This window comes from Psychromonas aquatilis (genome assembly GCF_038155185.1).
In the GTDB taxonomy this organism is placed as follows: domain Bacteria; phylum Pseudomonadota; class Gammaproteobacteria; order Enterobacterales; family Psychromonadaceae; genus Psychromonas; species Psychromonas aquatilis.
Map to the genome: position 1 here is coordinate 1 of NZ_JBAKAZ010000020.1, position 25,391 is coordinate 25,391.

General features: G+C 37.4%; 24 protein-coding genes. 15 read left to right on the forward strand and 9 right to left on the reverse strand.

The features are described 5' to 3' along the window. The first annotated feature begins 41 nt into the window (after positions 1-41). Positions 42-353 (forward strand): GFA family protein, encoded by a 312-nt coding sequence (locus V6256_RS06920; protein WP_341597347.1) that lies wholly within the window; start codon positions 42-44, stop codon positions 351-353. Positions 354-464: 111 nt separating this feature from the next. Here V6256_RS06920 and V6256_RS06925 read toward each other — a convergent pair whose 3' ends face one another. Next, a complete protein-coding gene (locus V6256_RS06925) occupies positions 465-1,331 on the reverse strand; it encodes a LysR family transcriptional regulator (protein ID WP_341597348.1) in 867 nt (288 codons plus the stop codon). Between the two features lie 107 nt (positions 1,332-1,438). Between V6256_RS06925 and V6256_RS06930 the strand changes: the two genes are divergently transcribed. From V6256_RS06930 to V6256_RS06960, 7 genes are all read left to right on the forward strand, one after another. Continuing rightward, positions 1,439-2,572, forward strand: coding sequence for an S-(hydroxymethyl)glutathione dehydrogenase/class III alcohol dehydrogenase (locus V6256_RS06930; protein WP_341597349.1), 1,134 nt, complete (start codon positions 1,439-1,441; stop codon positions 2,570-2,572). A 60-nt stretch (positions 2,573-2,632) separates the two neighbouring features. After that, positions 2,633-3,490: an S-formylglutathione hydrolase gene (fghA, locus tag V6256_RS06935; protein WP_341597350.1), complete on the forward strand. Its 858-nt coding sequence runs from the start codon at positions 2,633-2,635 to the stop codon at positions 3,488-3,490. Positions 3,491-3,863: 373 nt separating this feature from the next. Further along, on the forward strand, positions 3,864-4,346 hold the full coding sequence (gene slyA, locus V6256_RS06940) for a transcriptional regulator SlyA (RefSeq protein ID WP_341597351.1): 483 nt from the start codon (positions 3,864-3,866) through the stop codon (positions 4,344-4,346). Between the two features lie 8 nt (positions 4,347-4,354). After that, positions 4,355-5,413, forward strand: a complete 1,059-nt coding sequence (locus V6256_RS06945) for an HlyD family secretion protein (protein WP_341597352.1) — start codon at positions 4,355-4,357, stop codon at positions 5,411-5,413. Between the two features lie 140 nt (positions 5,414-5,553). Then, entirely contained in the window at positions 5,554-6,579 is a 1,026-nt protein-coding gene (locus V6256_RS06950; protein ID WP_341597353.1) for a DUF2955 domain-containing protein, read from the forward strand. A 190-nt stretch (positions 6,580-6,769) separates the two neighbouring features. Next, complete coding sequence (locus V6256_RS06955; protein WP_341597354.1) at positions 6,770-7,753, forward strand: hypothetical protein; 984 nt, start codon at positions 6,770-6,772, stop codon at positions 7,751-7,753. Between the two features lie 208 nt (positions 7,754-7,961). Further along, on the forward strand, positions 7,962-9,302 hold the full coding sequence (locus tag V6256_RS06960; protein ID WP_341597355.1) for an MATE family efflux transporter: 1,341 nt from the start codon (positions 7,962-7,964) through the stop codon (positions 9,300-9,302). 63 nt (positions 9,303-9,365) lie between these two features. On the opposite strand, the gene arsH is transcribed toward V6256_RS06960, so the two are convergent. Next, positions 9,366-10,097, reverse strand: coding sequence for an arsenical resistance protein ArsH (gene arsH / locus V6256_RS06965; RefSeq protein WP_341597356.1), 732 nt, complete (start codon positions 10,095-10,097; stop codon positions 9,366-9,368). Positions 10,098-10,207: 110 nt separating this feature from the next. After that, positions 10,208-11,419, reverse strand: a complete 1,212-nt coding sequence (locus tag V6256_RS06970) for a BaiN/RdsA family NAD(P)/FAD-dependent oxidoreductase (protein WP_341597357.1) — start codon at positions 11,417-11,419, stop codon at positions 10,208-10,210. A gap of 105 nt (positions 11,420-11,524) precedes the next feature. On the opposite strand from V6256_RS06970, the gene V6256_RS06975 reads away from it, so the two are divergent. Next, positions 11,525-12,136 (forward strand): histidine phosphatase family protein, encoded by a 612-nt coding sequence (locus V6256_RS06975; RefSeq protein ID WP_341597358.1) that lies wholly within the window; start codon positions 11,525-11,527, stop codon positions 12,134-12,136. 213 nt (positions 12,137-12,349) lie between these two features. Here the strand turns inward: V6256_RS06975 and fkpA are convergent, their stop codons facing one another. Further along, entirely contained in the window at positions 12,350-13,165 is an 816-nt protein-coding gene (fkpA, locus tag V6256_RS06980; protein WP_341597359.1) for an FKBP-type peptidyl-prolyl cis-trans isomerase, read from the reverse strand. Between the two features lie 601 nt (positions 13,166-13,766). Between fkpA and V6256_RS06985 the strand changes: the two genes are divergently transcribed. Further along, positions 13,767-13,991: a SlyX family protein gene (locus tag V6256_RS06985; protein WP_341597360.1), complete on the forward strand. Its 225-nt coding sequence runs from the start codon at positions 13,767-13,769 to the stop codon at positions 13,989-13,991. Positions 13,992-14,086: 95 nt separating this feature from the next. Here the strand turns inward: V6256_RS06985 and V6256_RS06990 are convergent, their stop codons facing one another. The 4 genes from V6256_RS06990 to V6256_RS07005 all read right to left on the reverse strand — a co-directional run bounded on the left by V6256_RS06990 (position 14,087) and on the right by V6256_RS07005 (position 17,458). Then, positions 14,087-14,827, reverse strand: a complete 741-nt coding sequence (locus V6256_RS06990) for an NRDE family protein (protein WP_341597361.1) — start codon at positions 14,825-14,827, stop codon at positions 14,087-14,089. Between the two features lie 4 nt (positions 14,828-14,831). Then, positions 14,832-15,335 (reverse strand): DinB family protein, encoded by a 504-nt coding sequence (locus tag V6256_RS06995; RefSeq protein ID WP_341597362.1) that lies wholly within the window; start codon positions 15,333-15,335, stop codon positions 14,832-14,834. A gap of 114 nt (positions 15,336-15,449) precedes the next feature. Further along, complete coding sequence (locus tag V6256_RS07000) at positions 15,450-16,103, reverse strand: type IV pilus modification PilV family protein (RefSeq protein WP_341597363.1); 654 nt, start codon at positions 16,101-16,103, stop codon at positions 15,450-15,452. Continuing rightward, positions 16,103-17,458, reverse strand: a complete 1,356-nt coding sequence (locus tag V6256_RS07005; RefSeq protein ID WP_341597364.1) for a hypothetical protein — start codon at positions 17,456-17,458, stop codon at positions 16,103-16,105. Before V6256_RS07005 ends, V6256_RS07000 begins: the two co-directional genes overlap by 1 nt. 327 nt (positions 17,459-17,785) lie before the next feature. Here V6256_RS07005 and acs point away from each other — a divergent pair, with 327 nt between their 5' ends. The 3 genes from acs (at position 17,786) to V6256_RS07020 (ending at position 22,226) form a co-directional block, all read left to right on the forward strand. Next, a complete protein-coding gene (acs, locus tag V6256_RS07010) occupies positions 17,786-19,735 on the forward strand; it encodes an acetate--CoA ligase (protein ID WP_341597365.1) in 1,950 nt (649 codons plus the stop codon). A 108-nt stretch (positions 19,736-19,843) separates the two neighbouring features. Beyond that, a complete protein-coding gene (gene aroQ / locus V6256_RS07015) occupies positions 19,844-20,281 on the forward strand; it encodes a type II 3-dehydroquinate dehydratase (RefSeq protein ID WP_341597366.1) in 438 nt (145 codons plus the stop codon). Between the two features lie 826 nt (positions 20,282-21,107). Further along, complete coding sequence (locus V6256_RS07020; RefSeq protein WP_341597367.1) at positions 21,108-22,226, forward strand: ATP-binding response regulator; 1,119 nt, start codon at positions 21,108-21,110, stop codon at positions 22,224-22,226. A 3-nt stretch (positions 22,227-22,229) separates the two neighbouring features. Here the strand turns inward: V6256_RS07020 and V6256_RS07025 are convergent, their stop codons facing one another. Continuing rightward, positions 22,230-22,868, reverse strand: a complete 639-nt coding sequence (locus tag V6256_RS07025) for a response regulator (RefSeq protein ID WP_341597368.1) — start codon at positions 22,866-22,868, stop codon at positions 22,230-22,232. Positions 22,869-23,317: 449 nt separating this feature from the next. Here V6256_RS07025 and prmA point away from each other — a divergent pair, with 449 nt between their 5' ends. Together prmA and dusB are read left to right on the forward strand one after the other, a co-directional pair. Further along, entirely contained in the window at positions 23,318-24,202 is an 885-nt protein-coding gene (gene prmA / locus V6256_RS07030; RefSeq protein WP_341597369.1) for a 50S ribosomal protein L11 methyltransferase, read from the forward strand. A gap of 208 nt (positions 24,203-24,410) precedes the next feature. Then, positions 24,411-25,373, forward strand: coding sequence for a tRNA dihydrouridine synthase DusB (dusB, locus tag V6256_RS07035; RefSeq protein WP_341597370.1), 963 nt, complete (start codon positions 24,411-24,413; stop codon positions 25,371-25,373). The last annotated feature ends 18 nt before the right edge of the window (positions 25,374-25,391 follow it).

Consider the following 25,391-nt stretch of genomic DNA (forward strand, 5'->3'; position numbering starts at 1 on the left):
AATAAGTTATTTTAACAAGTAAAATAGATCAGTTAATTAGTGTGATTGGTATAACAGGCTCTGCACACTGTTCCAACTTATTTGCCCCATCAGGACAATTAACTTGGTTAAGTGGGGAAGAAAAACTGGGTTTTTATCATCACCCAGAAACTAAATTTGCACGTAACTTTTGTTCGATATGTAGCTCAACCATGCCTATTTATAACCAATCTCGCGATATTGTTATTATGCCAGCAGGTTGCTTGGATACAGATCTAGCGATAACACCTCAAGCACATATTTTTACAGACAGTAAAGGTAACTGGGATGGGATTTTAAACGACACTGTCACTTTTGAAAAAATGCCTAGTTGATACACAAGGCTTCAAGGTAAATGAATAAACCTTTATTATCATCATGCTTTAAACATTATTTAAAGCATGATGATAATCAATAGCGCATAAATTTAATTCAATATAAACACATTATTCAAGGTGTTTACCAAGATACTCTATCAATAACCTAATTTTCGGTGATAGATAACGATTTTGTGGATATACCGCCCAAATACCTTCAGCAGGCTCTCTAAACTGATCTAATATAGTAAATAATTCCCCAGATTCAATATAAGAATGAACATAATAATCAGGTAGTTGTACTATACCAATACCTTTGATTGCCGCATCCACTAGCGCGACTCCACTATTACAGCGTAAATTTCCTTTTACTCTTAAGTTTTTCTCTTTGCCTTGTTCAACAAAACGCCAATAATCACGTGTACCTAATAGACAATTATGATGCTTTAACTCAGAGAGGGAATGGGCTTCACCGTTGGCTTGTAAATACGCCTCAGAAGCACATACATAATTGGAGCGTTGACTAAGTTGTTTAGCAATTAGACTTGAATCTTGTAAATGGCCAAGCCGAATAGCGACATCAAACCCACCATCAATTAAATCCACGCGATGGTTGTTTAATTCCGTTGTCACTTCAATACCATTATGCAACGCTACAAAATCGTTCACTAGCGGCAACACCTTTTGTTCCCCGTAAGTAACAGGCACCGTTAATTTAATTTTACCCTGTGGGCTACTTTGCAAATTAGTAATGGCCTGCTCTGCATTATCCAAGCCATCTAATAGATTACGACAATGTTGATAAAAAAGCTGTGCTTCTTGAGTAAGCGAGACTTTACGAGTAGTACGATAAAAAAGCTTAACTTGTAAACGCTTCTCTAAGGCACTCACTTGGCGACTCACCTGCGCCGTTGAAATCTTTAATAGTTTTGCAGCAGCAGAAAAGCTTTGTGTTTCTGCCACTGCAACAAATTCATTAATGCCCTGCCACTTCATTGTTACCTACCAGTAAAAGTCATTTACATTTAAACTAGATTATCATTGCTATAGAAACAAATATAATACTATTCATAAAATACTGTTAACAGATAACTGGAGTAAATATGACTGACCAATTTATTAAATCAAAAGCTGCAATTGCATGGGGCCCTAATCAACCTTTAGTGGTTGAAGAAGTTGATGTAATGCTGCCTAAAAAAGGTGAGGTATTAGTTAAAGTAATTGCTTCTGGCGTTTGTCACACGGATGCATTTACTTTATCAGGAGAAGATCCTGAAGGTTTATTCCCGGTTATTTTAGGCCATGAAGGTGGTGGCATTGTAGAACAAGTGGGTGAAGGTGTAACCAGTGTGAGTGTGGGTGATCATGTTATCCCACTCTATACTGCTGAGTGTGGTGTCTGTAAATTTTGTACTTCAGGCAAAACTAACTTATGTAGTGCAGTACGTGAAACCCAAGGTCGTGGGGTTATGCCTGATGGCACAAGTCGCTTCTATAAAGATGGCCAACCTATTTTTCACTACATGGGCTGCTCAACGTTTTCAGAGTACACAGTACTACCTGAAATTTCATTAGCAAAAGTGAACAAAGCGGCACCACTTGAAGAAGTGTGTTTATTAGGTTGTGGTGTCACAACAGGTATGGGAGCGGTGTTAAATACTGCAAAAGTTGAAAAAGGCGATAACGTTGCAATATTTGGTCTTGGTGGAATAGGTTTATCTGCCATTATCGGTGCAAAAATGGCTGGTGCAAATAAAGTTATTGGTATTGATATTAATGACAGTAAATTTGAATTAGCGAAACAGTTGGGTGCAACAGATTGTATTAACCCTAAAGACTTTGATAAACCAATCCAAGACGTCATTGTAGAAATGACCGATGGTGGTGTTGAATATTCATTTGAATGTATTGGTAACGTTGACGTTATGCGTAGTGCATTAGAATGTTGTCACAAAGGATGGGGTGAATCAGTGATTGTTGGTGTTGCTGGCGCAGGACAAGAAATCTCAACTCGTCCATTCCAATTAGTAACTGGTCGTGTTTGGCGTGGTACAGCCTTTGGCGGTGTTAAAGGTCGCTCAGAATTACCTGCAATAGTAGAGCAATATTTAGCAGGTGAGTTTAAATTAAGTGATTTTATTACTCATACCATGCCACTTGAAGACATTAATAAATCATTCGACTTAATGCATAACGGTGAAAGTATCCGTAGCGTTATTCACTTCGACCATAAATAATAAGCAAGCGCGGCCTAATAAGTGACTTCTATTAGGCCGCCTATTTAAATGGGATAAATAATGATTCTTGAAAATATCAGCAGCAATAAAGTATGCGAAGGTTGGCATAAGCAGTACACACACAATTCAAAAGTGCTCAATTGTGAAATGCGCTTTGCTATTTTTTTACCGCCACAAGCAAGCGCAAATAATCCAGTCCCTGTCCTATACTGGTTATCAGGGTTAACCTGCAGCGATGAAAATTTTATGCAAAAGGCCGGTGCACAGAAAATGGCAGCTAAATTGGGAGTTGCAATTGTTGCCCCCGATACGAGCCCGCGTGGAGAAGACGTAGCCGATGATATTAATAAAGCCTATGACTTAGGTTTAGGTGCCGGTTTTTATATCAATGCCACACAAGCACCTTGGAATAAGCATTATCAAATGTATGACTATATTGTCCATGAACTGCCTGCTTTAATAGAAACAAACTTCCCAGTGACAACACAACGCGCGATCAGTGGTCACTCGATGGGTGGACATGGCGCGCTGACAATAGGTTTACGTAATCCAGAGTTATACCAATCAATTAGTGCGTTTAGCCCTATTTGTAATCCTATTAATTGCCCTTGGGGTGAAAAAGCCTTTAGTGCGTACTTAGGCACAGATAGTGAAGATTGGAAAATCTACGATAGCTGTGAATTACTTGCTAAAACAACGTCTCATCAACCGATTTTAATTGATCAAGGCAGTAACGATTCATTTTTACAAACTCAATTAAAGCCAGAGAACTTAATGGCCATCGCCAATAAGAAAAACAGTTTGCTTACATTAAATATGAGGGAAGGTTATGACCATAGCTATTACTTCATCAGTAGTTTCATTGACTCGCACCTTGAGTTTCATGCAGCTCACTTAGGCTTAACGCAACAAAGCTAAATACGGTTAATCAATAATTGAAACCGCAAGCTAACCTATTTTCATTAATAGCAAAATGGAGAGCAACTCTTCTCTTTGTTATTAATGAATCGTGGCCGTTACGTTATCGACTTCATGCATTTTATGATCACAAAGCCGCACAAATAAAAGCGATTGTTATATCACTTTAACCCATCCTATTTTTATCTCCGCTTATTAAGCCCTCTCAGCAAAAAAATAATAAAATATTTTTTACAAAATAAAACAATTAGTTATTTCTATTCTTCCTTTAAAAGTGCTCCAAAAAAATATTTTATTTTTTAACGCCCCTTTTACTTAGCGTGCTAAGTAAGTACAATGGTTAGCATGCTAAGTAAATAGGGTAAATATAAAAATGTCAAAAGACCTAGAACGATTCAAAGATCTTTCTTTGGCCGAGCACTTTGGTCGCCTATATCGATTATGGCGCAATGTGGTAGATGCCGAGTTAGAGCCGTTAGGACTAACCTACCCTCGTTGGACTGCTCTTTGGAAACTATTAAGACTAGGCGGTAATATCAGCCAAAAAGCCTTAGCCAATGCCTTAGAAATTGAATTGGCTTCACTGATGCGTACTTTAGGGCAATTAGAAGCCCAAGGTTTAATAGAGCGTCGTCCTTGTACTCAGGATAAACGCGCAAGAATGGTGGTTTTAACAACAGCAGGGAGTGATTTGTTAGCGATCATTGAAGCTCAAATAATGAAAGTTCGCGTTGAGTTACTGGCTGGAATCAGTACCGATGAGCTGATCGAATTAGAACGGGTATTAAGCATTATTAGCAAAAATGTAAATAAAAAATTAGCAACAATCAATACATCAACAACAGATTTAATATGAGAGATTCAATGACGCCAGATCAACAATTTTCCCGATTAGTAAAAATAGCGAGCTTAGGCTTTATTATTTTATTCGCATATTTTCTATTTGCAGACAACACCATGCCGTTAACACCACAGGCAATGGCAACACGTATTGTCACTAAAATAACACCGCAAATTACCGGCAAAATAGACACTGTCGCTGTCTACAACAATCAGGCGGTAAAAAAGGGAGACCTATTATTTCAGATAGACCCACGACCTTATCAGCTGGCGGTAACAGACGCGCAATTAAACTTAGAGCAAGTAAAGCAAGATAATGCTGAATTAGATGCCTCTATATTAGCTGCAAAAGCAGATCTAAAAGCGAGTCAATCAACAACTATACAAAAACGTAACGAGGCGAAACGCTTTGATTCATTATTTGTGACACATGGTGTTTCACAACAACAAAAAGATCTCTCTGATAGCGAAGCAGAAACCGCCAACGCTAACTTTTTAGCGGCTAAGGCACGCCTAAAAAAGCTGCAGATCAATCGAGGTGAACAGGGTGAAAGCAACTTAAAATTAAGACAAGCAGAAAACGCCCTAGCTCAAGCAGAACTTAATTTATCTTACACCAACGTCTATGCAGACCAAGATGGCATTGTCACTAATTTACAATTAGAAGTAGGCAGTTTTGCTACCGTTGGGCAACCGTTGCTCGCTTTGGTATCAAATAATGTTGATATTATTGCCGATTTTAGGGAAAAAAACTTACGTAATGTACAAACATCTTCATCAACTTTAATTGCCTTTGATAGTACACCAGGCGTTTTATATCCAGCCATAGTAGAAAGTGTTGATGCCGGTGTCAGTACCGGGCAATTTAATGCCGATGGCCTGTTAGCAGAGCCAGAGGAATCAACACGCTGGGTACGAGATGCGCAACGATTTAGACTACACCTTTCATTTGATGAGTCTGGCATGCCGCACTTTCCTGCAGGTGCTAGAGCAACCGTTCAACTAGTCCCTGATAATATTGTTTTAAACTTATTAGCGACAATGCAAATTAAAGCAATCAGTCTACTGCATTATCTTTATTAATTAATGCTGATTGTATACTAGGTACTGACTAATAACGCTTAATCTCCAGTCATTATTTCTCAAAATAGAAGATGAACGCTACTGCTAAACAGCAATGGCGTCTCTTTTTTATATTTTCTGTATCAAATAAGGTAAGCCATATGTTAACCAAACATAATCCTTTATCGGCTAATGATTTACGCCAATGCTTACGCATTACCACGGGCGCGACAATTGGCTTTGCATTCTGCAAAATTTTTGAATTTAACTATGGCGTATTCTTTACGATAACTCCTATGCTATTACTTGGCTTAGCACCAGTGATGAACGCTCACGCAATGCGTCAAATCATTGCTTCATCTACGATCGCTGTGATTGAAGTTGGACTGCTAACAAGTGTACTAGGAGGCGCACCTGGTTTAATAACGCCGATTGTTTTCTTGCTGTTTATTTATCGCTTTGCATTGATGTCAAAAGGTAGCCTATTTCTATTCGGAGCGTTTGGCACAATCATGCTAAGTATCATGTTGAATTTTGCGAGTTATCCTAATACAGATTTAAATAACTTGCTGTTTAGCCATGTCTTTGCAACGCTACTGTCTGTCGTCATCGCTTATTTGATGATGGCGATATTTCCTGACGTTGACCCACGAACACCAAGAAGCGCACTTGTAAAAACACCACAAAGAATCCGTCATGAAACTTTATTGGGGGCAACAGTCGCGACCATCTCATTTCTTGTTTTTCAAATTTTAGACTTACAGGATTCATTATCTGCGCAAGCGAGTACCATATTAATTTTATTTCCTATGCATTGGAAAGGAGTAGTTGAATCTGCTCGTAAACGTGCAATAGGTACAATCGTTGGCGTAAGTGTCGGTATTTTATGGCAGTTTTTACTTTATGATTGGTCAGATTTATTACTGTTAGTTGCCCCTATATTATGGATAAGCCTTTTATCTTTTAGTCAATTCCATATCCGAGAAGGTGGTGGATCAAGCATTGGCTTTGGTGCTATGACCACATTAGGTATTTTATTCGGTCAATATTTAACGCCAAATAGTGACTTAATCTTCAGTGGCTTATATCGGATGAGCAGTATGACGGTTTCCATTATTTTAACCTTGCTTATCTGCCATTTAATGCATCAATTACTAAACCGTTTTGAGTCAACACGCTTTGCTTAGCAAGCACAGTAATAACGCTTTCATATTTGCACCTTATATTTTGTTCACAGAAAACTTAAGCGTTTATTAAGCCGCTATAAAAAGGATGCAATTATTTATTATTTTGATCGGTCTTTTTTAAAAGATAAGTGAACCTTAGCGGTTTAAATCTCGTATTAGATTGTAAATAAAATAGAATAAGGTTATTCAAATGGTTGAAGACATTTCACTTCGCTTAGGCGAACAGGTGATGCCCAATGCACCTAAAGTGCTATTAAGTAATGGTAATTATTGTGTACCACAACATTATCTAACTTATCACCATACCTTACAAAGTGTAGAAGCATTAATTGTCGATATTGAATACGATCCTAGATACATTGTTTTTGCCGCGCAGGAAGGTGAAGGAATTTACATTCAAGTGGGTGTAATAGGCCATGATAATTATCATAAAAAATCGAGTAAAAAAATCAGTCAGGAAAAATTATTATTTGGCCGAAAATGGCGTGTTGAGCCTGAACTACCAACGTCAGAAATAATACAGAGTGTATTCTTAGCGATTAAGAAGTCACGTGAACATGAAGTCAGAGAGTTGTTTAAACTATCACTACAACACAGTACTACCACGCCTTTTAATACGCATATCGACTTACCATTAATGGCAGAGTTTTACGAGCAACAAAGTACGCTTGTCAGAAGTGCTGAGCAATCACCTTCTAAGGACGCTATTAATAACATCTTAGATAAGATCAGTTATGATCATAGTGATTTAACACTGGTTGACTTTCAACAACGCAATAATGGTTTATGGCTAGTTGATGTAAAAGTTGAACAAACAGCAAAAAGTACGTTACCAGAGATGCGTGATAAAACAGTTTATTTAATGATCGAAGAGATATCATTAAATGCGCTAAGCCGAGCATTAATGCAAGAGTTTGTTAAACTAAGTGATTTACATGTCGATCAGCATTTTAGTTATCAAGGTTTTCATCGTTTTGATCCTAATATTGATATTCAAGATATCGCAGATTTATCACAACAAACACGTAAACAAGAATTAGCACTGCAATTTGCAAATGAATTCTCTAAAACCAATCAGAAAGTGGATTTAATGAGAATACCAACTGTCCAAAGCGGTTTGCTTTTTCAAAAGCACGAGCAAGTTATTAAACAATTTCAGCTACCTACTCTATAATCATTAAGCGATAAAACGATTTATCGCTTAATCATTGACGGTATTTGCTAACAAACTCTCATTATCCTTTTTCTATTTATCATACAATTAAATCCTCAATCTCCATTGACTCGTTTTTATTGGTGAGCAAACCATAAATTTCAGCGCCCCTGCTGCTACATAACCAATTCAACGACCAACAACAATCACCATGAAATGATAGTGAACTATGACATTCTCAAGAAAAACGTTATTACATAATGCTTCCTTAGCATGGCCAATGACCTGTAATGCAATATTAATACAATCAGTTACTATCATTGATCTCTTATTAATTGCCTCTTTAGGTGAATCTCAGGTAGCCGCTTTTGGGATTGCAGGGGCAATAATAACCTTTGTCATTGGTATTCAATTTGCTATTGCTAACGGAACTCAGTTGGTTTTATCGAGAGCAGTTGGCGCTGGAGTAAAAGAAAAAATAGGCTTAGTAATCTCCTCAGCTTGGGCGACAAATTTAGGGTTTTCAATACTTTCCTTACTCACATTAATACTCGTTAGTGCCCCCTTGATTGAGTTGATTGCTCAAAACACATTGATTGCAGAGGAAGCAAAAAGTTATATTAATATCTCATTATTATTATTACTTTTTTCTTCTGCGTCACAGGTTATGGTGGTTTACTTTAATGCCACTAAACAGACCCGGCTTCCCCTTTATGGCTTTATGATAGAAATTCCATCCAATGTGCTCTTTAGTTTTATGTTGATCCATGGCGTTGCTGGTTTTCCTGCATTAGGGCTTGCTGGGGCAGCATGGGGGAGTGTAATAGCGATTTTAATCCGTTTTACTTATCTCGCTTATCGTTTTAATAGAGAAAAAATATTAGGGCATGTAGCGGGTTTCCACATCTTATGTAAAAAATCGATCATTGAGCATATTCAAGAAGTGGTGCCTATTGTTGCGAATTTTATTGTGCTATTAACCGGCTTGTTGCTGTTTCAAATCTTATTTGCACAGTTATCCGTTGCGGCCTATGCGGCTATTACCCTGGTCTTACCTTGGATAAAAATAGTATCAATGTTTGCTAATACTTGGGCGCAAGCGAGTACTATTTTGGTCAGTCAATATATAGGTAAAAAAGACTACTCAGCGATCTCTGGATTTGTGTATCAATCGTTAATCGTGACGAGAATTATCTCGGTCTTTATCTCACTGGTTTTTGTCGCATTCAGTCAACTTGCTCCCTTTATTTACACCAACTTATCCGCTGATACCATTCAAGCTTTGGCCTTAATCGCACCTATTTACATCGTTTTACCATTAATACGATGTAACAATATGTTTTGTGGCAATATGATCCGAGCGATGGGCGATAGTTACCTGATTGTACGTATTAATATTATTACGCAGTGGTTAATTGCATTACCTTTATGTGCCTTGGTGATTTACTTTAATGCACCACTGTACATCGTATTTGGTATTATCTTGTTCGATGAAATTCTGAAGTTCCAGCCCTTTAGAAATACCTTGAAGAAACGTTTAATACGCTATGACGAAGAAGAAATGACTTAATCTATTAGGGTTAAGTCTCAATACAAAGACCTTAAATTAAGGCCTTTGTAGTGAGTAGCTTAATTATATGGATTTCTGATTAACGCGTTGGCTTAATTGTTCAGCCGTTTCAACACGTTCGGAGTAACGATCGACAAAATACGTTTTGTTATCACGCAATAATAAAGTGAACTTAACCAACTCTTCCATCACATCTACAATACGATTGTAATATGACGATGGTTTCATTCTTCCTTCTTCATCAAACTCTAAAAAAGCCTTAGCGATAGAGGATTGATTTGGGATAGTCACCATTCTCATCCAGCGACCTAAAATACGCATTTGATTCACTGCATTAAATGATTGAGAGCCACCGCAAACCTGCATAACGGCTAATGTTTTACCCTGTGTTGGCCTAACTGCGCCAATGCTTAATGGCATCCAATCTATTTGGCTTTTAAAGATACTGGTCATAGAGCCGTGTCGCTCGGGTGAACACCACACTTGCCCTTCTGACCACATCATTAAATCACGTAACTCTTTGACTTTAGGGTGTTGATCATCCCCTGAATCAACCTGTGGTAGCCCAGTGGGGTTGAAGATACGGGTTTCAGCACCAAATGCTTCCAATAGTCGAGCACTCTCTTCTATTGCCAAGCGACTAAATGAACGCTCTCGCAATGAACCATATAACAGTAATATTCTTGGTTTATGTTGGCTAGGTGATATGGAAGACGCTTTTTGTATCTGCTCCTGAGTTGGAGTATTAAACACACTTTCGTCAATATTAGGAAGATCATTAATTTTTTCTGACATTACCTTTCCTCTGTCAATAAGGATATTATTTCTATTAAGGACAATACTGCTTATAAAACCTTGATACAAGCAGCAACCTAAATCCCCATTGAAAATACTAACCGTAAAAGCTAAACATCTTGCCCTGCTGCCCAACCACAACTCCAACACCAAGCAAAGTTGAAGCCACCCAGCCAACCAGTCACATCCATCGCTTCACCGACAAAATATAACCCTTTAACCGATTTACATTCCATGGTTTTAGATGAAATAACATCAGTATCTACACCACCTAAAGTGACCTCTGCGGTTCTATAGCCTTCTGTGCCATTGATTAGGGGTTGCCATTGATGGAATAACGCCACCACTTCTGATAGCTGTTTTTCATTAAACTGTTTTAATGGACGACTTTCAATTTCCGCCACTCCCAATAAACACTCCACTACTCGTTTAGGTAAATGCTGTGATAAAACCGTTTTTAGTGCTAACTCAGGTCGTGATTGTTGGGTTTGAGTCAGTAACTGCTCAAGATCTTGACTCGGTAGCAAATCAATTAAAATTGTATCCCCAGCTTGCCAATAGTTAGATATTTGCAAAATAACCGGACCACTTAAACCACGATGAGTGAACAAAAGCGCTTCACTAAAACTCATTGGTTGCTGCTTTTTTGTTGCGTTCTTTTTTATCGCCGTTGCAGTCGCAGGAAAACTAATTCCTGATAATTCTGCTAGTTTATCTTTTAATACAGGTTGCAAAGTAAAAGGTACTAATCCAGCACGAGTTGGTTTTACAGGTAAGTTATATTTTTCAGCTAATTGGTAAGCGAAAGGTGTGGCGCCTAATTTAGGTAAAGATAATCCACCCGTTGCAACAACTAATGAATGGCACTCAAAGTCACCTTGACTGGTTTCAACTGCAAAATGATTATCAGCTAATTGTTGATGATCAAGTACTTCACATTGCGTTTTAATCGTAACATTAGCGGCCTTCGCTTCGTCTAACAGCATTTTAACAATTTGTTTGGCACTATCATCACAAAAAAGCTGGCCATGATCGCGCTCATGCCAAGCAATATTATGCTTATCCACCAGCGCAATAAAATCCCATTGTGTATAACGACTTAGCGCTGACTTTACAAAATGTGGGTTACTACATAAGAAATTGCTCGGTTCAACATATAAATTAGTGAAATTACAACGGCCGCCACCACTCATAATAATCTTTTGACCAATGCGCTTTGCATGCTCAATGAGTAAGACCTTTCTTCCTCGTTTTCCTGCTTCAATAGCGCACATTAAACCCGATGCGCCAGCACCAATTATAATTACATCAAACTTGCTCACATTAATCACCTAAACCTATAAAGCCACTCAATAATTTCTCGGCTAGGATACACTATTTGAGTTTTTAAAGTGTAATATTAGCATTCATGTACATAAGAGATAATAATGACTGACTTATATTTAATTCGTCATGGTGAGACGATTTTCAACCAACAAGGGTGTTTTCAAGGCCATGCCGATAGCCCATTAACTCCACTCGGATTACAACAAGCAGAAAGATTAGTCGCGCATTTTAGTCAAATTCCACTGCAACACATATATAGCAGTGACTTAGGGCGTGCGATTTCTTCAGCCACACCGTTATCTATTGCCAAAGATTTACCATTAAAATTATGTCCTTTATTAAGGGAAATTAGCTATGGTTATTTAGATGGCCAACCTAAAGAGTCACTTTCAGAATACGATAAAGAGCAATTACGACGTTTGTTCTCTGCAGAGCTTAATGTTCAGATTGGTGAGGGAGAAACACTAAACCAAGTAAAATCTCGCTTGTTTAATAGAATAAATGAGATTCAACGTTTACATGCTGGAGAAAAGGTTGCGGTCATGACACATGGTTTATCAATGGTGATGTTATTAAAGAAGATATTACATATTCCGGTTGATGCCCCTCGTCAATTTAACGTGCATAACGTTAGTGTTTGTCACCTAACTTTTAAATCAAATCAATGGTGGTTACAAAGTATTGAGCGAAATGATAGCGATTACGTTAAATAAGTGATCTAAGTTTTGCACAGGAAAAATGACTGAGTTCAAGGCATAATTTGAGCCTTTCGTCGATTAACGTCGTTAATAGTCTATCGAAGAATTAGCGATAAGATGTTAATTATCGTGATTGGTATGTTTAGCAATAAAAAAGGCCGCTACTGCGGCCTTTTAGGTATTATTGTAATCACTGTACTATGATCGCTAGATAATCGCTAAAGCGTATTATTTTTCTTCTGTCGCGGCTTCAGTTTTTGCAGCTGCTTTTGATGGAATCTCTAACAACTCAACCTCAAAAATAAGAGTTGCGTTTGCAGGAATAGAACCTGCGCCATTCTCACCGTAAGCTAAGTCAGCTGGAATCACAAACTTGTATTTCTCACCGACACTCATTAATTGAACACCTTCAGTCCAACCAGCAATAACACGGTTTAAAGGGAATGTAGCTGGTTCGCCACGTGCAACAGAGCTATCAAACTCAGTGCCATCTACCAGTGTTCCAACATAGTGTACTTTTACAGTATCTGTTGCAGCTGGTTTAGGGCCGTCCGCTTTGGTGATCACAGAGTATTGTAAACCAGACTCAGTTACCGTTACGCCTTCTGCTTTAGCATTCTCTGCTAGAAAGGCTTTTTCTTTCTCAAGTCTTACCTTATCGTCAGCAGCAGCTTTTTTTGCTAACTCAGCTTGTTGCTCTTCTGCTACCGCTTGAACTTCGGCATCATACGCTTTCAATGTCGTCATGATTTCATCATCAGAAAGCTTAGACTTATCACGTAATGTGTCTGAGATACCTTGAATAATAACTTCTTTGTCTAACTCCATGCCTAACTCAGCTTGTTTGTCTAAAGTCGTTGCGATGTAGCGAGAAAGTGAAGACCCAATTGCATAAGCAGCTTTTTCATGATCATCTTTAAACGTTGCGACTTCAGTCGTTTCAACTGATGTGTCTTGAACTGGAGATTCTTTTGTTTTTTCATTACAACCAACTGTTATTGCTACAGCTGCAGCTAATAAAGAAACTTTAAAAACGTTTTTCATTGTTACTCCGAATATTATTATTAAACACTGATATCTTGAATTTCACTTTAAAAAAACAAAGTAAGTATCTCAAATTATTAAGATATACTAACCCTAAAGCTATTTTACAACAAAGACAATTTAATCATGTAATTAGTGCTGTTTTTAAAAACATCACATAATAACAATGACGCTCCATTTCAGTTTATTAATATGGCAATTCATTATAGAAGCGCATAATCAAACTTGTGTTGTTAGTATCTCTGTTAATAACGAGACCTTTCATTCCTTTAATCAATAAATAACCTAAATATTAAGTTATCAGCTATTTATTAAGCTTTAAGCTAACTAAAAAATAATGCCTAAATTTCAATAAATTGTCAGTTTGTTATGTATTGACAAAATAACTGCTTAATAGTTCATATAAATAAAAAGATGCCTTTATTTATCAATCAATAATGAATAAAAAACACACAACAAATCGAAATTAAATAACCTAAGCTTTTGCTGATGTTAGTAAGCAGTGTACTATACTCATGATACTATGAAGTGACTTAACGAAATCCAGTAACACTTCTACGAATGATTAAAACATGGCGAACAGTGCCATTATAGAGAGATGATGAATAATCAAGATAAAGAACTACAAGCGCGTATTGAGCAATTAGAAATGAAAGTCGCTTTTCAGGAAGATAATATTGATACGTTAAATCAAGAGATATTTGAGCAACAACGCCGTACTCAACAACTTATTGAACAAGTCGCTTTGTTAGCCGTAAAATTAAAAGAGAGTCAACCGAACCAACTTGCCTCTGAAAAAGAAGAGATGCGCCCTCCTCATTATTAGGATCTACAGTGTATGTCTAAGTGTGATGTTGTCATTATCCCCCATCACACTAACATCTTCAGAAAATATGACACCTCTAACTCAGGTCGAATAGGTTAAAGGTTAATAGAAAAAGTTTGTTGCCTTTCTGGTAACAAATAATCTATGTAATTAACTTGCACCTTACTTCCTATTTCCAATGTTTGATTAACACTAATCTGCGTAAAGCTAACAGTTTTAGCGTCCTCCCTAAACATTCGCACCGAACACTTTCCTATTTCACCTTGTTCTTGGTGATAATTAATATAATCGCTAGTCGTTGATTGACTCTGTTCAATCATGCTTTGAAATTTACCCTTTCGAGCGGCATAAACTAGATCGTAATCAACACTAGATGAGGTAATAGGAAGAGATGTTTCAATCGATAACGTAGAGAAAGTAAGTGATTTACCATCCCAAATATATTGTTGGGCGAATGCGCTTTCAACTGTATTTTTCGATAAGCTTTTGTCAAACACACACAATTGAAAAGCTTGGAATTGAGTTAAATCCATATCCAATAATTGTTGGTGCACATTATCAATATCCGCCAATAAATGAGGGATAATAACGCCTCGACTAATAAACGTTTTCAGGCTTGGGTCAACTTGAGCTTGATAATAGTTTAGGAGCGCTAAGGTCACCCCAGTCTCATGAACGGCAATCCAGGTTCCGCCACCAGTTGGATCAACAGGGTAAACAGAGTGCAATATTGGATCAAATTGCGGTTGGATAGCTTGCGGGCGAGTTCGTTGTTCGTCTCGATTAAAAAATACTTGATAACCTTGCGCTGTTAACCGGTAAGTTAATGTACACATGCGCTCACTGACCATCACGTAAAAAAGTAGCTGTCGCTGGTGCAATACCTAAAGCGCTATCAATATCAAGTTGTTGCGCTTGAGCAATATGTTTAACGGTAGCAAGATGATGAACAGCATGGCTACCAACAAAAATAATTTCACGTGCTAAGGTGGTATCAACGATGATGACTTTTTTGTCACTAACTGAAACTTCCGTAGATAACTTAATGTTTTGTTGTAATTGCTCAGCAGTTAACGACTTTAAAAAGGTAGATATTTCTTTAATGGATGCTTGCGCAGCTTCTGGGCAGCTTTCTATAACGCCACCGCGACTGCGCTTATCATAATCCACCAGGCCTTCAGGTAAGCCATTTATTATTGAATTATAATGGTCAAGTATATGTCGTATATGGGCACCAGCAGAGCTCATAAAAGCGGGTGCAATGACCTGTACATATTGTGATTCAGTTACCGAAGATAAGTATTTATTCGCTTGCTCTAAAATTAGTAATTGGCTTTCAATCATTGCCCAAACATTCCTCAGTTAACCGCACTCAATAAGTATAAATATTAATAAGACGCTACAATAACATATCGAAAATATTTTACTTATCACAAAATCATAACAAAGGCATAAGCTTTATGAGTCAAGATTTGAAAGTGCCTGTGGATTATCAATTTTTCCGAGTCTTTGCCAATGATCATTAGCGAGTGTTGGGGCGATGCCACTTGTAGATGAGTCAGATAAGCTTTGATAAAAGTAACTATCATAGATGACTAGATCTCCGTTTAGATATTGCTTATTAACGTTAAAATACTCAATCTCCTGATCTACGAACTCAGAAAAAATAACCGCTTTGGATGCTTGAGTACCTTGTTCCTCCTCCCCTGTTATTTGTGCCAAATTAACTTGTACACAATGCTGAAAAACCTGTTCTCTTTGGGTACGGCTAACCCAAGTTAACACTACACAAACCTCTTTAAAGGCATCACCTGCATCATATCGCTCACCAACCTCATGTACAGACCATGACTGTTCAAAGATCGTATTAGCTAATTGAAGTTTAGTATTTTTTCCCTCACTTAAAGCCATTAATGTTTCTATATCATTAACACTTAAGGCTTTTTCTATCTCTTTAGTAGCCACAGAAATAGCATCAACATAACTAATATTATCACCTTGTTGAAATGATACTTTTTGTTGCAATCCATACATATTTGCCGCCGTTAGGCTGACAATAACCAGTGCAATTAAAATTTCGATCAGAGAAAAGGCTTGGACTTTTTTAAACATTAAAAATCCCTCCATGAACCAGCCACTAATTGATAACGACTACTAGTAGGGGTCATTCCCATGTGTTGGTACAACCTATTTAGTTTGTCTTTATCGTATCTAACAGATAAACCAGCTCTACTAATAGAGCAATCATACTCACTTAGTAATGAGCCATTTACGTTGATTTTAGCGAGATCAATGACTTTTTCTCTGTAAGTTTGCTTTACGCCATCGACATACACGAGATCACCATTCTCATCGACGATATCGTTAACTTTAGGTAACAAATACAAGATGCCATTTACTGAAACTTGCGCATTCTCAGAAGTAATAAACTTACCTCCATCCATCAGTAGCATTTTAGGGTATGTTGTACTTCCAATCGTAAAAGTACCGACTGCAGAAAGTGCTGAAGCACTGATTTCGCAATCACCTTTTATATAAATAACATTAATATTCTGATCAATATTTTTTAATTGTTGAGCGCAACCGACACCTGCGGTCAATGTCATATCAATATCGGCGACTAAAGGTGTGTTTGTCAGTGTTTTTTGTGCCTCACTCCACTTGGTAGCAAAAGTGTATTCAAAAAGTGACTCAGGTTGATTGAGATTAGCGATCGGTGACATGTGATTAAATACTTCTCCACCACTCACTTCCGCCTTTCCCCAGTTATTATTCACTACCTTTTTAATGCGTGAATGTCCTTCTGAGTCAAGGAGCTGGCCTTGAATCGCTTGATTAGCAATAACATTCATATTGCTTTGTTCACTTGAGGGAGAATATAAACACTGTGCTAAATCAGGGTTATCCTCTATTTCATCACTCTCAGCATCGATAACCCGAGGGTTGCTGATAATAAGATGATTAGAAACACTGCCTGGCGAACTGCAATCATCAACAGACAAACCTTCGCAACCATCATTGATTGAGTTAGCAGCATCGATTAACAATTTCCCATTACTAAGTAGCGGCGCATCCGGCACATTGAATGATAAGTTATAATAAACCTGTAATGTTATTTCACGAAAGGCACTATTGTCCGAGCTTCGACCAATAGAAGAGATAGATAATTTATGATTGCCGATGCGGTCGACTTCAACATTATAGGATAGAGAAGATCTGTTTTCTGGATAACTAAAAGGCAATGAATTTAGCATATCCATCGTCATGTCAGCAGAGCTTAACTTATTTAATATCAGGTTTACTCCTGATTCACTATTCACGAATGCTTCACTGCTTCGGTATTGATTCGCTAATACTTTATTATCGATAACTTGCAAAGAAACCATATTCGATGTGTAAAGAATACCAGCGAAGCTTAAAATAACCGTGGTTAATAAGACAACATAGCCACTCTGTTTATAAGGCATAAACTACTCCACAGGCTTAAATTGCACAGAGATAAAGTCTTTAATAATTAAAAATAAAAGACGCTACATATAGCTTAGTAAATACTGCAGAAAACAATAAAAAAGATGTTTCATTAGCTCATAAACTAAATAAAATAATTGATATTGATCGCAATTTTTTAGCTAAGTTAATGAGAATTAACATTTATTTAACAACAGAGGCATACCTCACAATAACTAATTTCTCACTCCTTTAGAATGAAAATCAACTTATTAGGTAATGTTGATAGTGATGTGGTTAGTAACGCAAACTTAAATATTAATTATTTTGCAATAATGGAGTAAAGAATGAGCGGACAAAGTATTTATCCAGTTTCACCTGAGTTAGCACAAAAAAGCTTGTTAACAAACGATCAATACCTATCGGATTACAAACTTTCTATTGAAGATCCGGAAAAATTTTGGGGTGATAAAGGAAAAATCTTAGATTGGATCAAACCTTACAGCAAAGTAAAAAATAGTTCATACGCACCTGGAAATGTAGATATTAAATGGTTTGAAGACGGTGAACTAAATGTATCAGTAAACTGTATCGATAGACACTTAGCAACAAAAGGTGATCAAGTTGCTTTACTTTGGGAAGGTGATACTCCCGATCAAGATGCCAAAATAACTTATAATCAGTTGTATACACAAGTGTGTCAATTTGCGAACGCATTAAAAGAACAAGGTATTAAAAAAGGCGATGTAGTCTGTTTATATATGCCAATGACCCCAGAAGCAGCTGTTGCAATGTTAGCTTGTACACGTATCGGCGCGGTACATTCTATTGTATTTGGTGGTTTTTCTCCTGATGCCATTGCAGGACGTATTATTGATAGTAAATCTAAACTGGTTATTACAGCCGACGAAGGTCGACGTGGCGGACGAACGGTTCCATTAAAAGGCAATGTAGACGAAGCACTATTACGAGATGGTACCGATTGTGTTGAAAGTGTTATCGTTTTCAAAAACACTGGTGGTGATGTTGCTTGGTTTGAAGACCGAGATTTAGACTGGGCAGAAGTTACTCAATCACAACCTACTGAATGTGAACCGGTTGCAATGAATGCAGAAGACCCACTATTTATCTTATACACTTCAGGGTCAACGGGCACACCAAAAGGCGTTTTACATACAACTGGCGGCTACCTAGTTTACGCAGCAATGACCTTTAAGTATGTCTTTGACTATCAAGAAGGCGATATTTATTGGTGTACAGCGGACGTCGGTTGGATAACGGGACACAGTTATTTGGTTTATGGTCCACTTGCAAATGGCGCAACAACATTATTATTTGAAGGTGTGCCTACCTACCCAACGACATCTCGTATGAGTGAAGTTGTTGATAAACATAATGTAACCCTACTTTATACTGCGCCAACAGCCATCCGTGCATTAATGGCGAAAGGCAATGAAGCGATTGCCGGCACGTCTCGTAGCACTTTACGTGTACTCGGCTCTGTTGGGGAGCCTATTAACCCTGAAGCATGGCAGTGGTATTACGATAAAATTGGCGATAAGCGTTGTCCTATTGTTGATACTTGGTGGCAAACAGAAACAGGTGGCATTTTAATCACACCGCTACCGGGTGCAACGGACTTAAAACCTGGTTCAGCAACACGTCCATTCTTTGGTGTTCAACCTGCTTTAGTGGATAACGAAGGAAACATTCTTGAAGGAGCCATTGAAGGTAACTTAGTGATGCTTGATAGCTGGCCTGGACAAATGCGTACACTGTATGGCAACCATGAACGTTTTGAGCAAACTTACTTTTCAACTTTCGACAATATGTATTTCACTGGTGACGGTGCTCGCCGTGATGAAGATGGTTATTACTGGATCACAGGCCGTGTAGACGATGTATTAAATGTATCAGGGCACCGAATGGGTACCGCAGAAATAGAAAGTGCATTAGTGTCTCATCCTAAAGTAGCAGAAGCTGCGGTGGTAGGTGTTCCACATGAAATAAAAGGGCAAGGTATTTATGCTTACGTCACTTTGAATGCCGGAGAATACCCATCACCTGAACTATATGCTGAAGTTAAACAGTGGGTACGTAAAGAAATTGGTGCAATTGCTACGCCTGATATCCTTCATTGGGCAGAAGGCTTACCTAAAACTCGCTCAGGTAAAATTATGCGCCGAATTTTACGAAAAATTGCAACGGGTGAAAGCGATCAACTTGGTGATACATCAACACTTGCTGACCCAAGCGTAGTAGATAAACTAATCAAAGAAAATCAAGAGATTGCATAACTTCAATTTACATAGATAGCAAATTGAGTACTTTCTCGCTAAACTCCTCGTTAACCTCGTTGTTACCGGGGAGTTTTTTTATAAGCTCAATATGCAAAGGAATATAAAGTGAAAGTATTAGTATTAAATGGACCTAACCTTAATTTACTGGGCAAACGAGAGCCTGAAGTTTATGGAAGCCAAACCTTAACAGATATCATTGATGCTTTAACCATAGAAGCACAACAGTTAAATATTACGCTATCTCATTTACAGTCTAATCGCGAATATGAGCTCATTGAAAAAATCCATGAGAGCGCTAACGAGATTGATTTTATTATTATTAACCCCGCAGCTTTCACACATACCAGTGTCGCTATTCGCGATGCGTTATTGGGTGTGGCGATTCCATTTGTTGAAGTACATCTATCAAACATTCACAAACGAGAAGCATTTAGACATCATTCTTACTTATCAGATGTAGCTTGTGCAGTTATTTGCGGAATGGGGGCAAAAGGCTACTCATTTGCTCTACAAAGCGCTTCACAATTCGCTATAAAAGATTAACCTTGTACCAACTACCCACAATAAGTGAATAAAACTACCCGCGTGGGTAGTTACTTTTTTATATTGATTAAGGCATTCTAAGCTCACTTTGAGTAATCAAGGTACAGTAATAAACCCACTTTGAGCCAATAAATGTTTTTGTAAAAATGCATCTTAATAGGCAGCCTAACTTTGTTAGGCTTTTTTTTATTCATCGCATGGTTTCCTATCAATATTTTACTTTGGATTACGCTTAATTACATAGATAATGCGTAAGTCATGTATTTGTAAGTGGAAGACATAAATGCAAAATCAGTCAAGCTCCCAATTAAAGTGGCAATCGCTCCGTTCGTTTAATTTGGCGATTGTATCTTCACTGTGTTTATTTTTTCTAATTGGAATCGTACAAAGTTATACGTTTTTCGAGTCTTCTCCGGTCTTTACTAGTTCCTATTATTTTCCATTATCTTTATTAGTACTCTCATTAAGCTTATTAATTGGGTTAATTAGAAATCATAACCAATACATACATATAATAACCCCCATAACCTGCTCTTTATTAACCTTATTTATCTCTATTAACAGTTATGGTCAAGAGCAGAAAACTGGTCATGATTTGCTGTCTTTACTACTCTTATTCCCATTTTTTTATCATTACCTCTTGGCATTTAATACAAGATATTTGTTTATCAATAATATTCTCGTTGTATCTTGTTATTTGTTAACGGCCGTTGCAATAAATATGGATATTTTCGCGCTACTGTTTAATAGTCTATTTTTATTTACATTATGCTTTATCACTACGGGGAACCAACTACACAATAGTAAAGAAAAGCCCCCACGAAAAATGACGATAAAACCACAAGAAGAGATTATTTCACCTAAAACCAGCCGTTACTTAAATCGTATTATTCATGATATACGACAACCACTGAGTAGCTTGTCTTTATACGGGCAATTATTAGAGAATAAATTACAGTTATCGCCACATTATCAACTCGCCAAAAATATAAAGCTTGCTTCAGAAGATATCGACCGCTGGTTATCAGCATTATTAGACCTTTCGCGTTTAGACTCAGGTACCATGACAGTCAATGTGAGTGACTTTTCATTGGTAAGTACCCTATCTCCGTTAATCAAAAAAAACCAATTTATAGCGAAACAGAGTGGAATGAAAATAAGCGTTCATTTACCTGAGATGCAAGTAACCAGCGATCAACGCCTTTTAACCGAAATAGTCGATACATTGTTAAATAATGCCCTGCTACACAGCTCATCAAAAAAAACAGCCAAAGTATTATTAAGTGTGCGCCGCTATCAAGGTAAGGCCTTATTACAAGTGTGGAATCAGGGAGCAAAGATCCCCGATCAACTAATCGGTAGTTTGTTTGATGAAATTGCATTGGCTGATAACCCTTTACATAACAAAAGTAAGGGGATTGGTTTAGGGCTCCCTATTGCACAACGTAAAGCACAATTATGTAACACCAATATTAAAGTCACTACAGATAATAATGGTAGCTGTTTCAGTATTACATTAAATTTAGCTAGAAATATCATTATACCAACCAATTTAAACAACTTAGCAAATACGCCCGCAAACTTTAATATTTTACTTATTGATGATGACCAAGGGATCTTAAGTGCTTTAAGTATGTTGCTTGAAAATTGGGGATACAAGGTAGATTGTGCTAATACTGCAGAAGCGGGCTTACGACAATTTAATTTAAAAAGTTATCACTTAGTGATTACTGATTATCGTTTTTCGACTCAACAAACAGGATTAGATGTTATTAAAGCGATCAAAAATATAAATGCCATACCGGCCATTTTGCTAACTGGGGAAGCAGATCCAAATAAACTTAAAGAAGTACAAGACTTAGCAAAAAAAATTAATTATAAAATACTGCATAAACCAGTAAAACCAGCTTCATTAAGGTTTTTATTAACACAATTGCTAAAATAAAAACTAAAGTTTAATTAAACCAAAATGCAATGCTTTTTCAACGGCTTTAAGTCTACTAGATGAGCCAGAAACAGATAATGATGTATATAAACCTTTTTGGTGAAATTTTACCGTGTCAGGAGAAATACATAAGATATCAGCGATTTCTCGATTACTTTTGCCTTCTGAAATAAGCTGTAAAATTTGCAGCTGGCGCTCTGATAAATTGAAACGTTGTTTATTAACTATCGCCAACTCCGCTATTTTATCAATTTCTAAAGCCACATTCGGTGGTAAAAAAAGCTCCCCTTCCAGCACTCTATCTAACGCATCTATCATTTTTTCTGGCGTATCAGATTTTGGAATAAACCCCATAGCTCCCTTCTGTAGAGCACTGTATAAGTCATAATAATCTTCACAAGCAGATATGATAACAACAGGATAAGCCAAATCAGTATCGGTTAATGCTTTTATCATGGCTAATCCACTCATTTCTGGCATATATAAATCCATTAAAATAAGGTCTGGTTGAATCTGTTTTATGCTTGCCAATGCCTTAGTTGGGCTATCAAAGGTGGTAACGCTATTATTCTCATTTTCTAATGTTAACTTTAATCCGTGTAAAAATAACTGATGATCGTCAATGATCACTATTTTATTCATTGTTATACCTTACCTGTAAGCTATTGAAATTGTAATAAAAAATAATGCAATGAATAAGGGAATCATTGATAAAAATAATTGAGCTTATATTAGAGAGGACTTAATTCTAACAAAATTTTAAAGTAAATAAGTGCTCTACTTAAATTTATGAGTTTAAAATGACCTAACTCTGATGATATCGCGCTATCGGTTATATCGTTATGATATTAGTATTTAATGGGGGGAATAGCATAATCATTGTATAATAAATCGCCAGTGGCAGAAATACGCTATAAAAACTTTATAATGACACAGTACAAAATAAGGTAATAAAAAAATAAAGGCATAAAAATCACTAACGTTTATATAACTATCCATTTCCATTATCAACTCAGGCAAGTGCTATATTAATCACTGAATTCATTGTATTCTTAAGGCTTATTTACCTACACACATAAAAAGAGAAAATCATGCCTTGGATCCAGCTTAAACTAAATGCAAATAACGTAAATGCAGAGGCAATTGGCGAATTGTTAATGGACAACGGCGCGTTGTCTGCCACTTTTACTGATTCAGAAGACACCCCTATCTTTGAACCTATGCCAGGAGAAACGAGGCTTTGGGGAGATACTGATGTAACCGGTTTATACGATGCTGAAACAGACCTTCTACCTGTTATTGCCTTACTAAAAAGTAGCGACCTACTTGCTGAGGACTTTGCATTTAAAATCGAACAATTAGAAGATAAAGACTGGGTTAGGGAATGGATGGATAACTTTCACCCAATGCAATTTGGTGAGCGCCTATGGATCTGCCCAAGTTGGAAACCAGTTCCAGATGAAAATGCTGTTAATGTCATGCTCGATCCAGGGCTTGCATTTGGTACAGGTACACACCCGACAACGGCACTTTGTTTAGCTTGGTTAGATGCACAAGATCTACAAGATAAAGTGGTTATCGATTTTGGATGTGGCTCAGGGATATTAGCCATTGCAGCGCTTAAATTAGGGGCAAAACGTGTTATTGGTATTGATATTGACCCACAAGCAATAACCGCTAGCCGTGATAATGCCGAGCGCAATCAAGTCTCTGACCAACTTGAGTTATACCTACCAGAAGATGCGCCTCAAGGCCTATTAGCTGATGTAGTGGTTGCCAATATCCTAGCCGGACCTTTACGTGAACTATCTAGTAATATTGAATGTTTAGTTAAACCGCAAGGGAAATTAGCTTTATCTGGCATTTTAGAGCAACAAGCTGATGAATTAATTTCTGTATACGGTGAATGGTTTGATATGGACTCTGCTAAAATTAAGGATGAGTGGGCACGCTTATCTGGTATCAAACACGCTTAAGCGACTATCCACACCACAATAGTGTTGTTCGAATATAAAATGGTTAATTATTTTCCAATAACTCGCTATAAATGCACCTAAATAAAGCAACAGCAAATAATTGTTTAATATGCAAGCGAAATAATTTTAAAATGGTTAATAATTAACCTTTATTCTGATTGAAAAAGTGCGTAAACTACGCCGCCTTAACTTAGAGAACGGTCAGAATATGCGCATTGGACAATACCAATTAGACAATAACCTTATTTTAGCTCCTATGGCTGGAGTTACCGATCGCCCATTCAGAGAACTTTGTCGTAAGCAAGGTGCTGGATTAGCGGTATCGGAGATGTTGTCATCTAATCCACGCGTTTGGAATAGTACAAAATCTAAGTTACGAATGGATTACCATGATGAATCAGGTATACGTTCTGTACAAATTGCAGGCGCAGATCCGCTTGCAATGGCAAATGCTGCACAGCTAACCGTGCAACAAGGCGCTCAGATCGTTGATATTAATATGGGTTGTCCAGCCAAAAAAGTGAATAAAAAAAAGGCAGGCTCAGCATTACTACCCCATCCTGAATTAGTGAAAGCTATTTTAGAAAGTGTTGTTGATGCTGTTGATGTTCCTGTCACCTTAAAAATTCGTACCGGCTGGGATCCAGAGAATAGAAACGGGTTAGAGATTGCACAGATCGCTGAACAAGCTGGTATCCAAGCACTATCAGTGCACGGTCGTACTCGCCAATGCCTTTTTAAAGGTGAAGCTGAATACGACACGATAAAAACAATTAAAGAGAATGTAACAATCCCTGTGATTGCTAATGGTGACATAACTTCAGTCGAGAAAGCCAAATATGTGCTGGATCATACTGGAGCAGATGCCATCATGATTGGACGAGGCGCACAAGGTGCACCTTGGATATTCAATGAAATTAACCACTACTTAAATACAGGGCAATATGCCCAGTGTTTACCGCAAATGGAAATTACTGAAATACTATTAAAACATGTACAAGCTTTACATGCTTTTTATGGTGAAGTAATGGGGCCACGAATTGCTAGGAAGCACGTAGGATGGTATTTACAAGAGCAAGATAGGTTAGGTTATTTTAAGCGAAAATTTAATGCGATCGACACTCCTAGTGAGCAGTTAAACGTATTAGAAAGTTATTTAAATCAATTGTAATTAAAAGAGTTAATACCC

Excerpts from the sequence above, each read along its gene's own strand:
- V6256_RS06960 (WP_341597355.1), top strand. The coding sequence starts at position 7,962 with ATGACATTCTCAAGAAAAACGTTATTACATAATGCTTCCTTAGCATGG.
- V6256_RS07025 (WP_341597368.1), bottom strand. The coding sequence starts at position 22,868 with ATGAATAAAATAGTGATCATTGACGATCATCAGTTATTTTTACACGGA.
- prmA (WP_341597369.1), top strand. The coding sequence starts at position 23,318 with ATGCCTTGGATCCAGCTTAAACTAAATGCAAATAACGTAAATGCAGAG.
- V6256_RS07005 (WP_341597364.1), bottom strand. The coding sequence starts at position 17,458 with ATGCCTTATAAACAGAGTGGCTATGTTGTCTTATTAACCACGGTTATT.
- slyA (WP_341597351.1), top strand. The coding sequence starts at position 3,864 with ATGTCAAAAGACCTAGAACGATTCAAAGATCTTTCTTTGGCCGAGCAC.
- V6256_RS06975 (WP_341597358.1), top strand. The coding sequence starts at position 11,525 with ATGACTGACTTATATTTAATTCGTCATGGTGAGACGATTTTCAACCAA.
- arsH (WP_341597356.1), bottom strand. The coding sequence starts at position 10,097 with ATGTCAGAAAAAATTAATGATCTTCCTAATATTGACGAAAGTGTGTTT.
- dusB (WP_341597370.1), top strand. The coding sequence starts at position 24,411 with ATGCGCATTGGACAATACCAATTAGACAATAACCTTATTTTAGCTCCT.
- V6256_RS07000 (WP_341597363.1), bottom strand. The coding sequence starts at position 16,103 with ATGTTTAAAAAAGTCCAAGCCTTTTCTCTGATCGAAATTTTAATTGCA.
- V6256_RS06930 (WP_341597349.1), top strand. The coding sequence starts at position 1,439 with ATGACTGACCAATTTATTAAATCAAAAGCTGCAATTGCATGGGGCCCT.
- V6256_RS06995 (WP_341597362.1), bottom strand. The coding sequence starts at position 15,335 with ATGATTGAAAGCCAATTACTAATTTTAGAGCAAGCGAATAAATACTTA.
- acs (WP_341597365.1), top strand. The coding sequence starts at position 17,786 with ATGAGCGGACAAAGTATTTATCCAGTTTCACCTGAGTTAGCACAAAAA.
- V6256_RS06945 (WP_341597352.1), top strand. The coding sequence starts at position 4,355 with ATGACGCCAGATCAACAATTTTCCCGATTAGTAAAAATAGCGAGCTTA.
- V6256_RS06985 (WP_341597360.1), top strand. The coding sequence starts at position 13,767 with ATGAATAATCAAGATAAAGAACTACAAGCGCGTATTGAGCAATTAGAA.
- V6256_RS06990 (WP_341597361.1), bottom strand. The coding sequence starts at position 14,827 with ATGTGTACATTAACTTACCGGTTAACAGCGCAAGGTTATCAAGTATTT.
- fghA (WP_341597350.1), top strand. The coding sequence starts at position 2,633 with ATGATTCTTGAAAATATCAGCAGCAATAAAGTATGCGAAGGTTGGCAT.
- fkpA (WP_341597359.1), bottom strand. The coding sequence starts at position 13,165 with ATGAAAAACGTTTTTAAAGTTTCTTTATTAGCTGCAGCTGTAGCAATA.
- V6256_RS06950 (WP_341597353.1), top strand. The coding sequence starts at position 5,554 with ATGTTAACCAAACATAATCCTTTATCGGCTAATGATTTACGCCAATGC.
- V6256_RS06955 (WP_341597354.1), top strand. The coding sequence starts at position 6,770 with ATGGTTGAAGACATTTCACTTCGCTTAGGCGAACAGGTGATGCCCAAT.
- V6256_RS06925 (WP_341597348.1), bottom strand. The coding sequence starts at position 1,331 with ATGAAGTGGCAGGGCATTAATGAATTTGTTGCAGTGGCAGAAACACAA.
- V6256_RS07020 (WP_341597367.1), top strand. The coding sequence starts at position 21,108 with ATGACGATAAAACCACAAGAAGAGATTATTTCACCTAAAACCAGCCGT.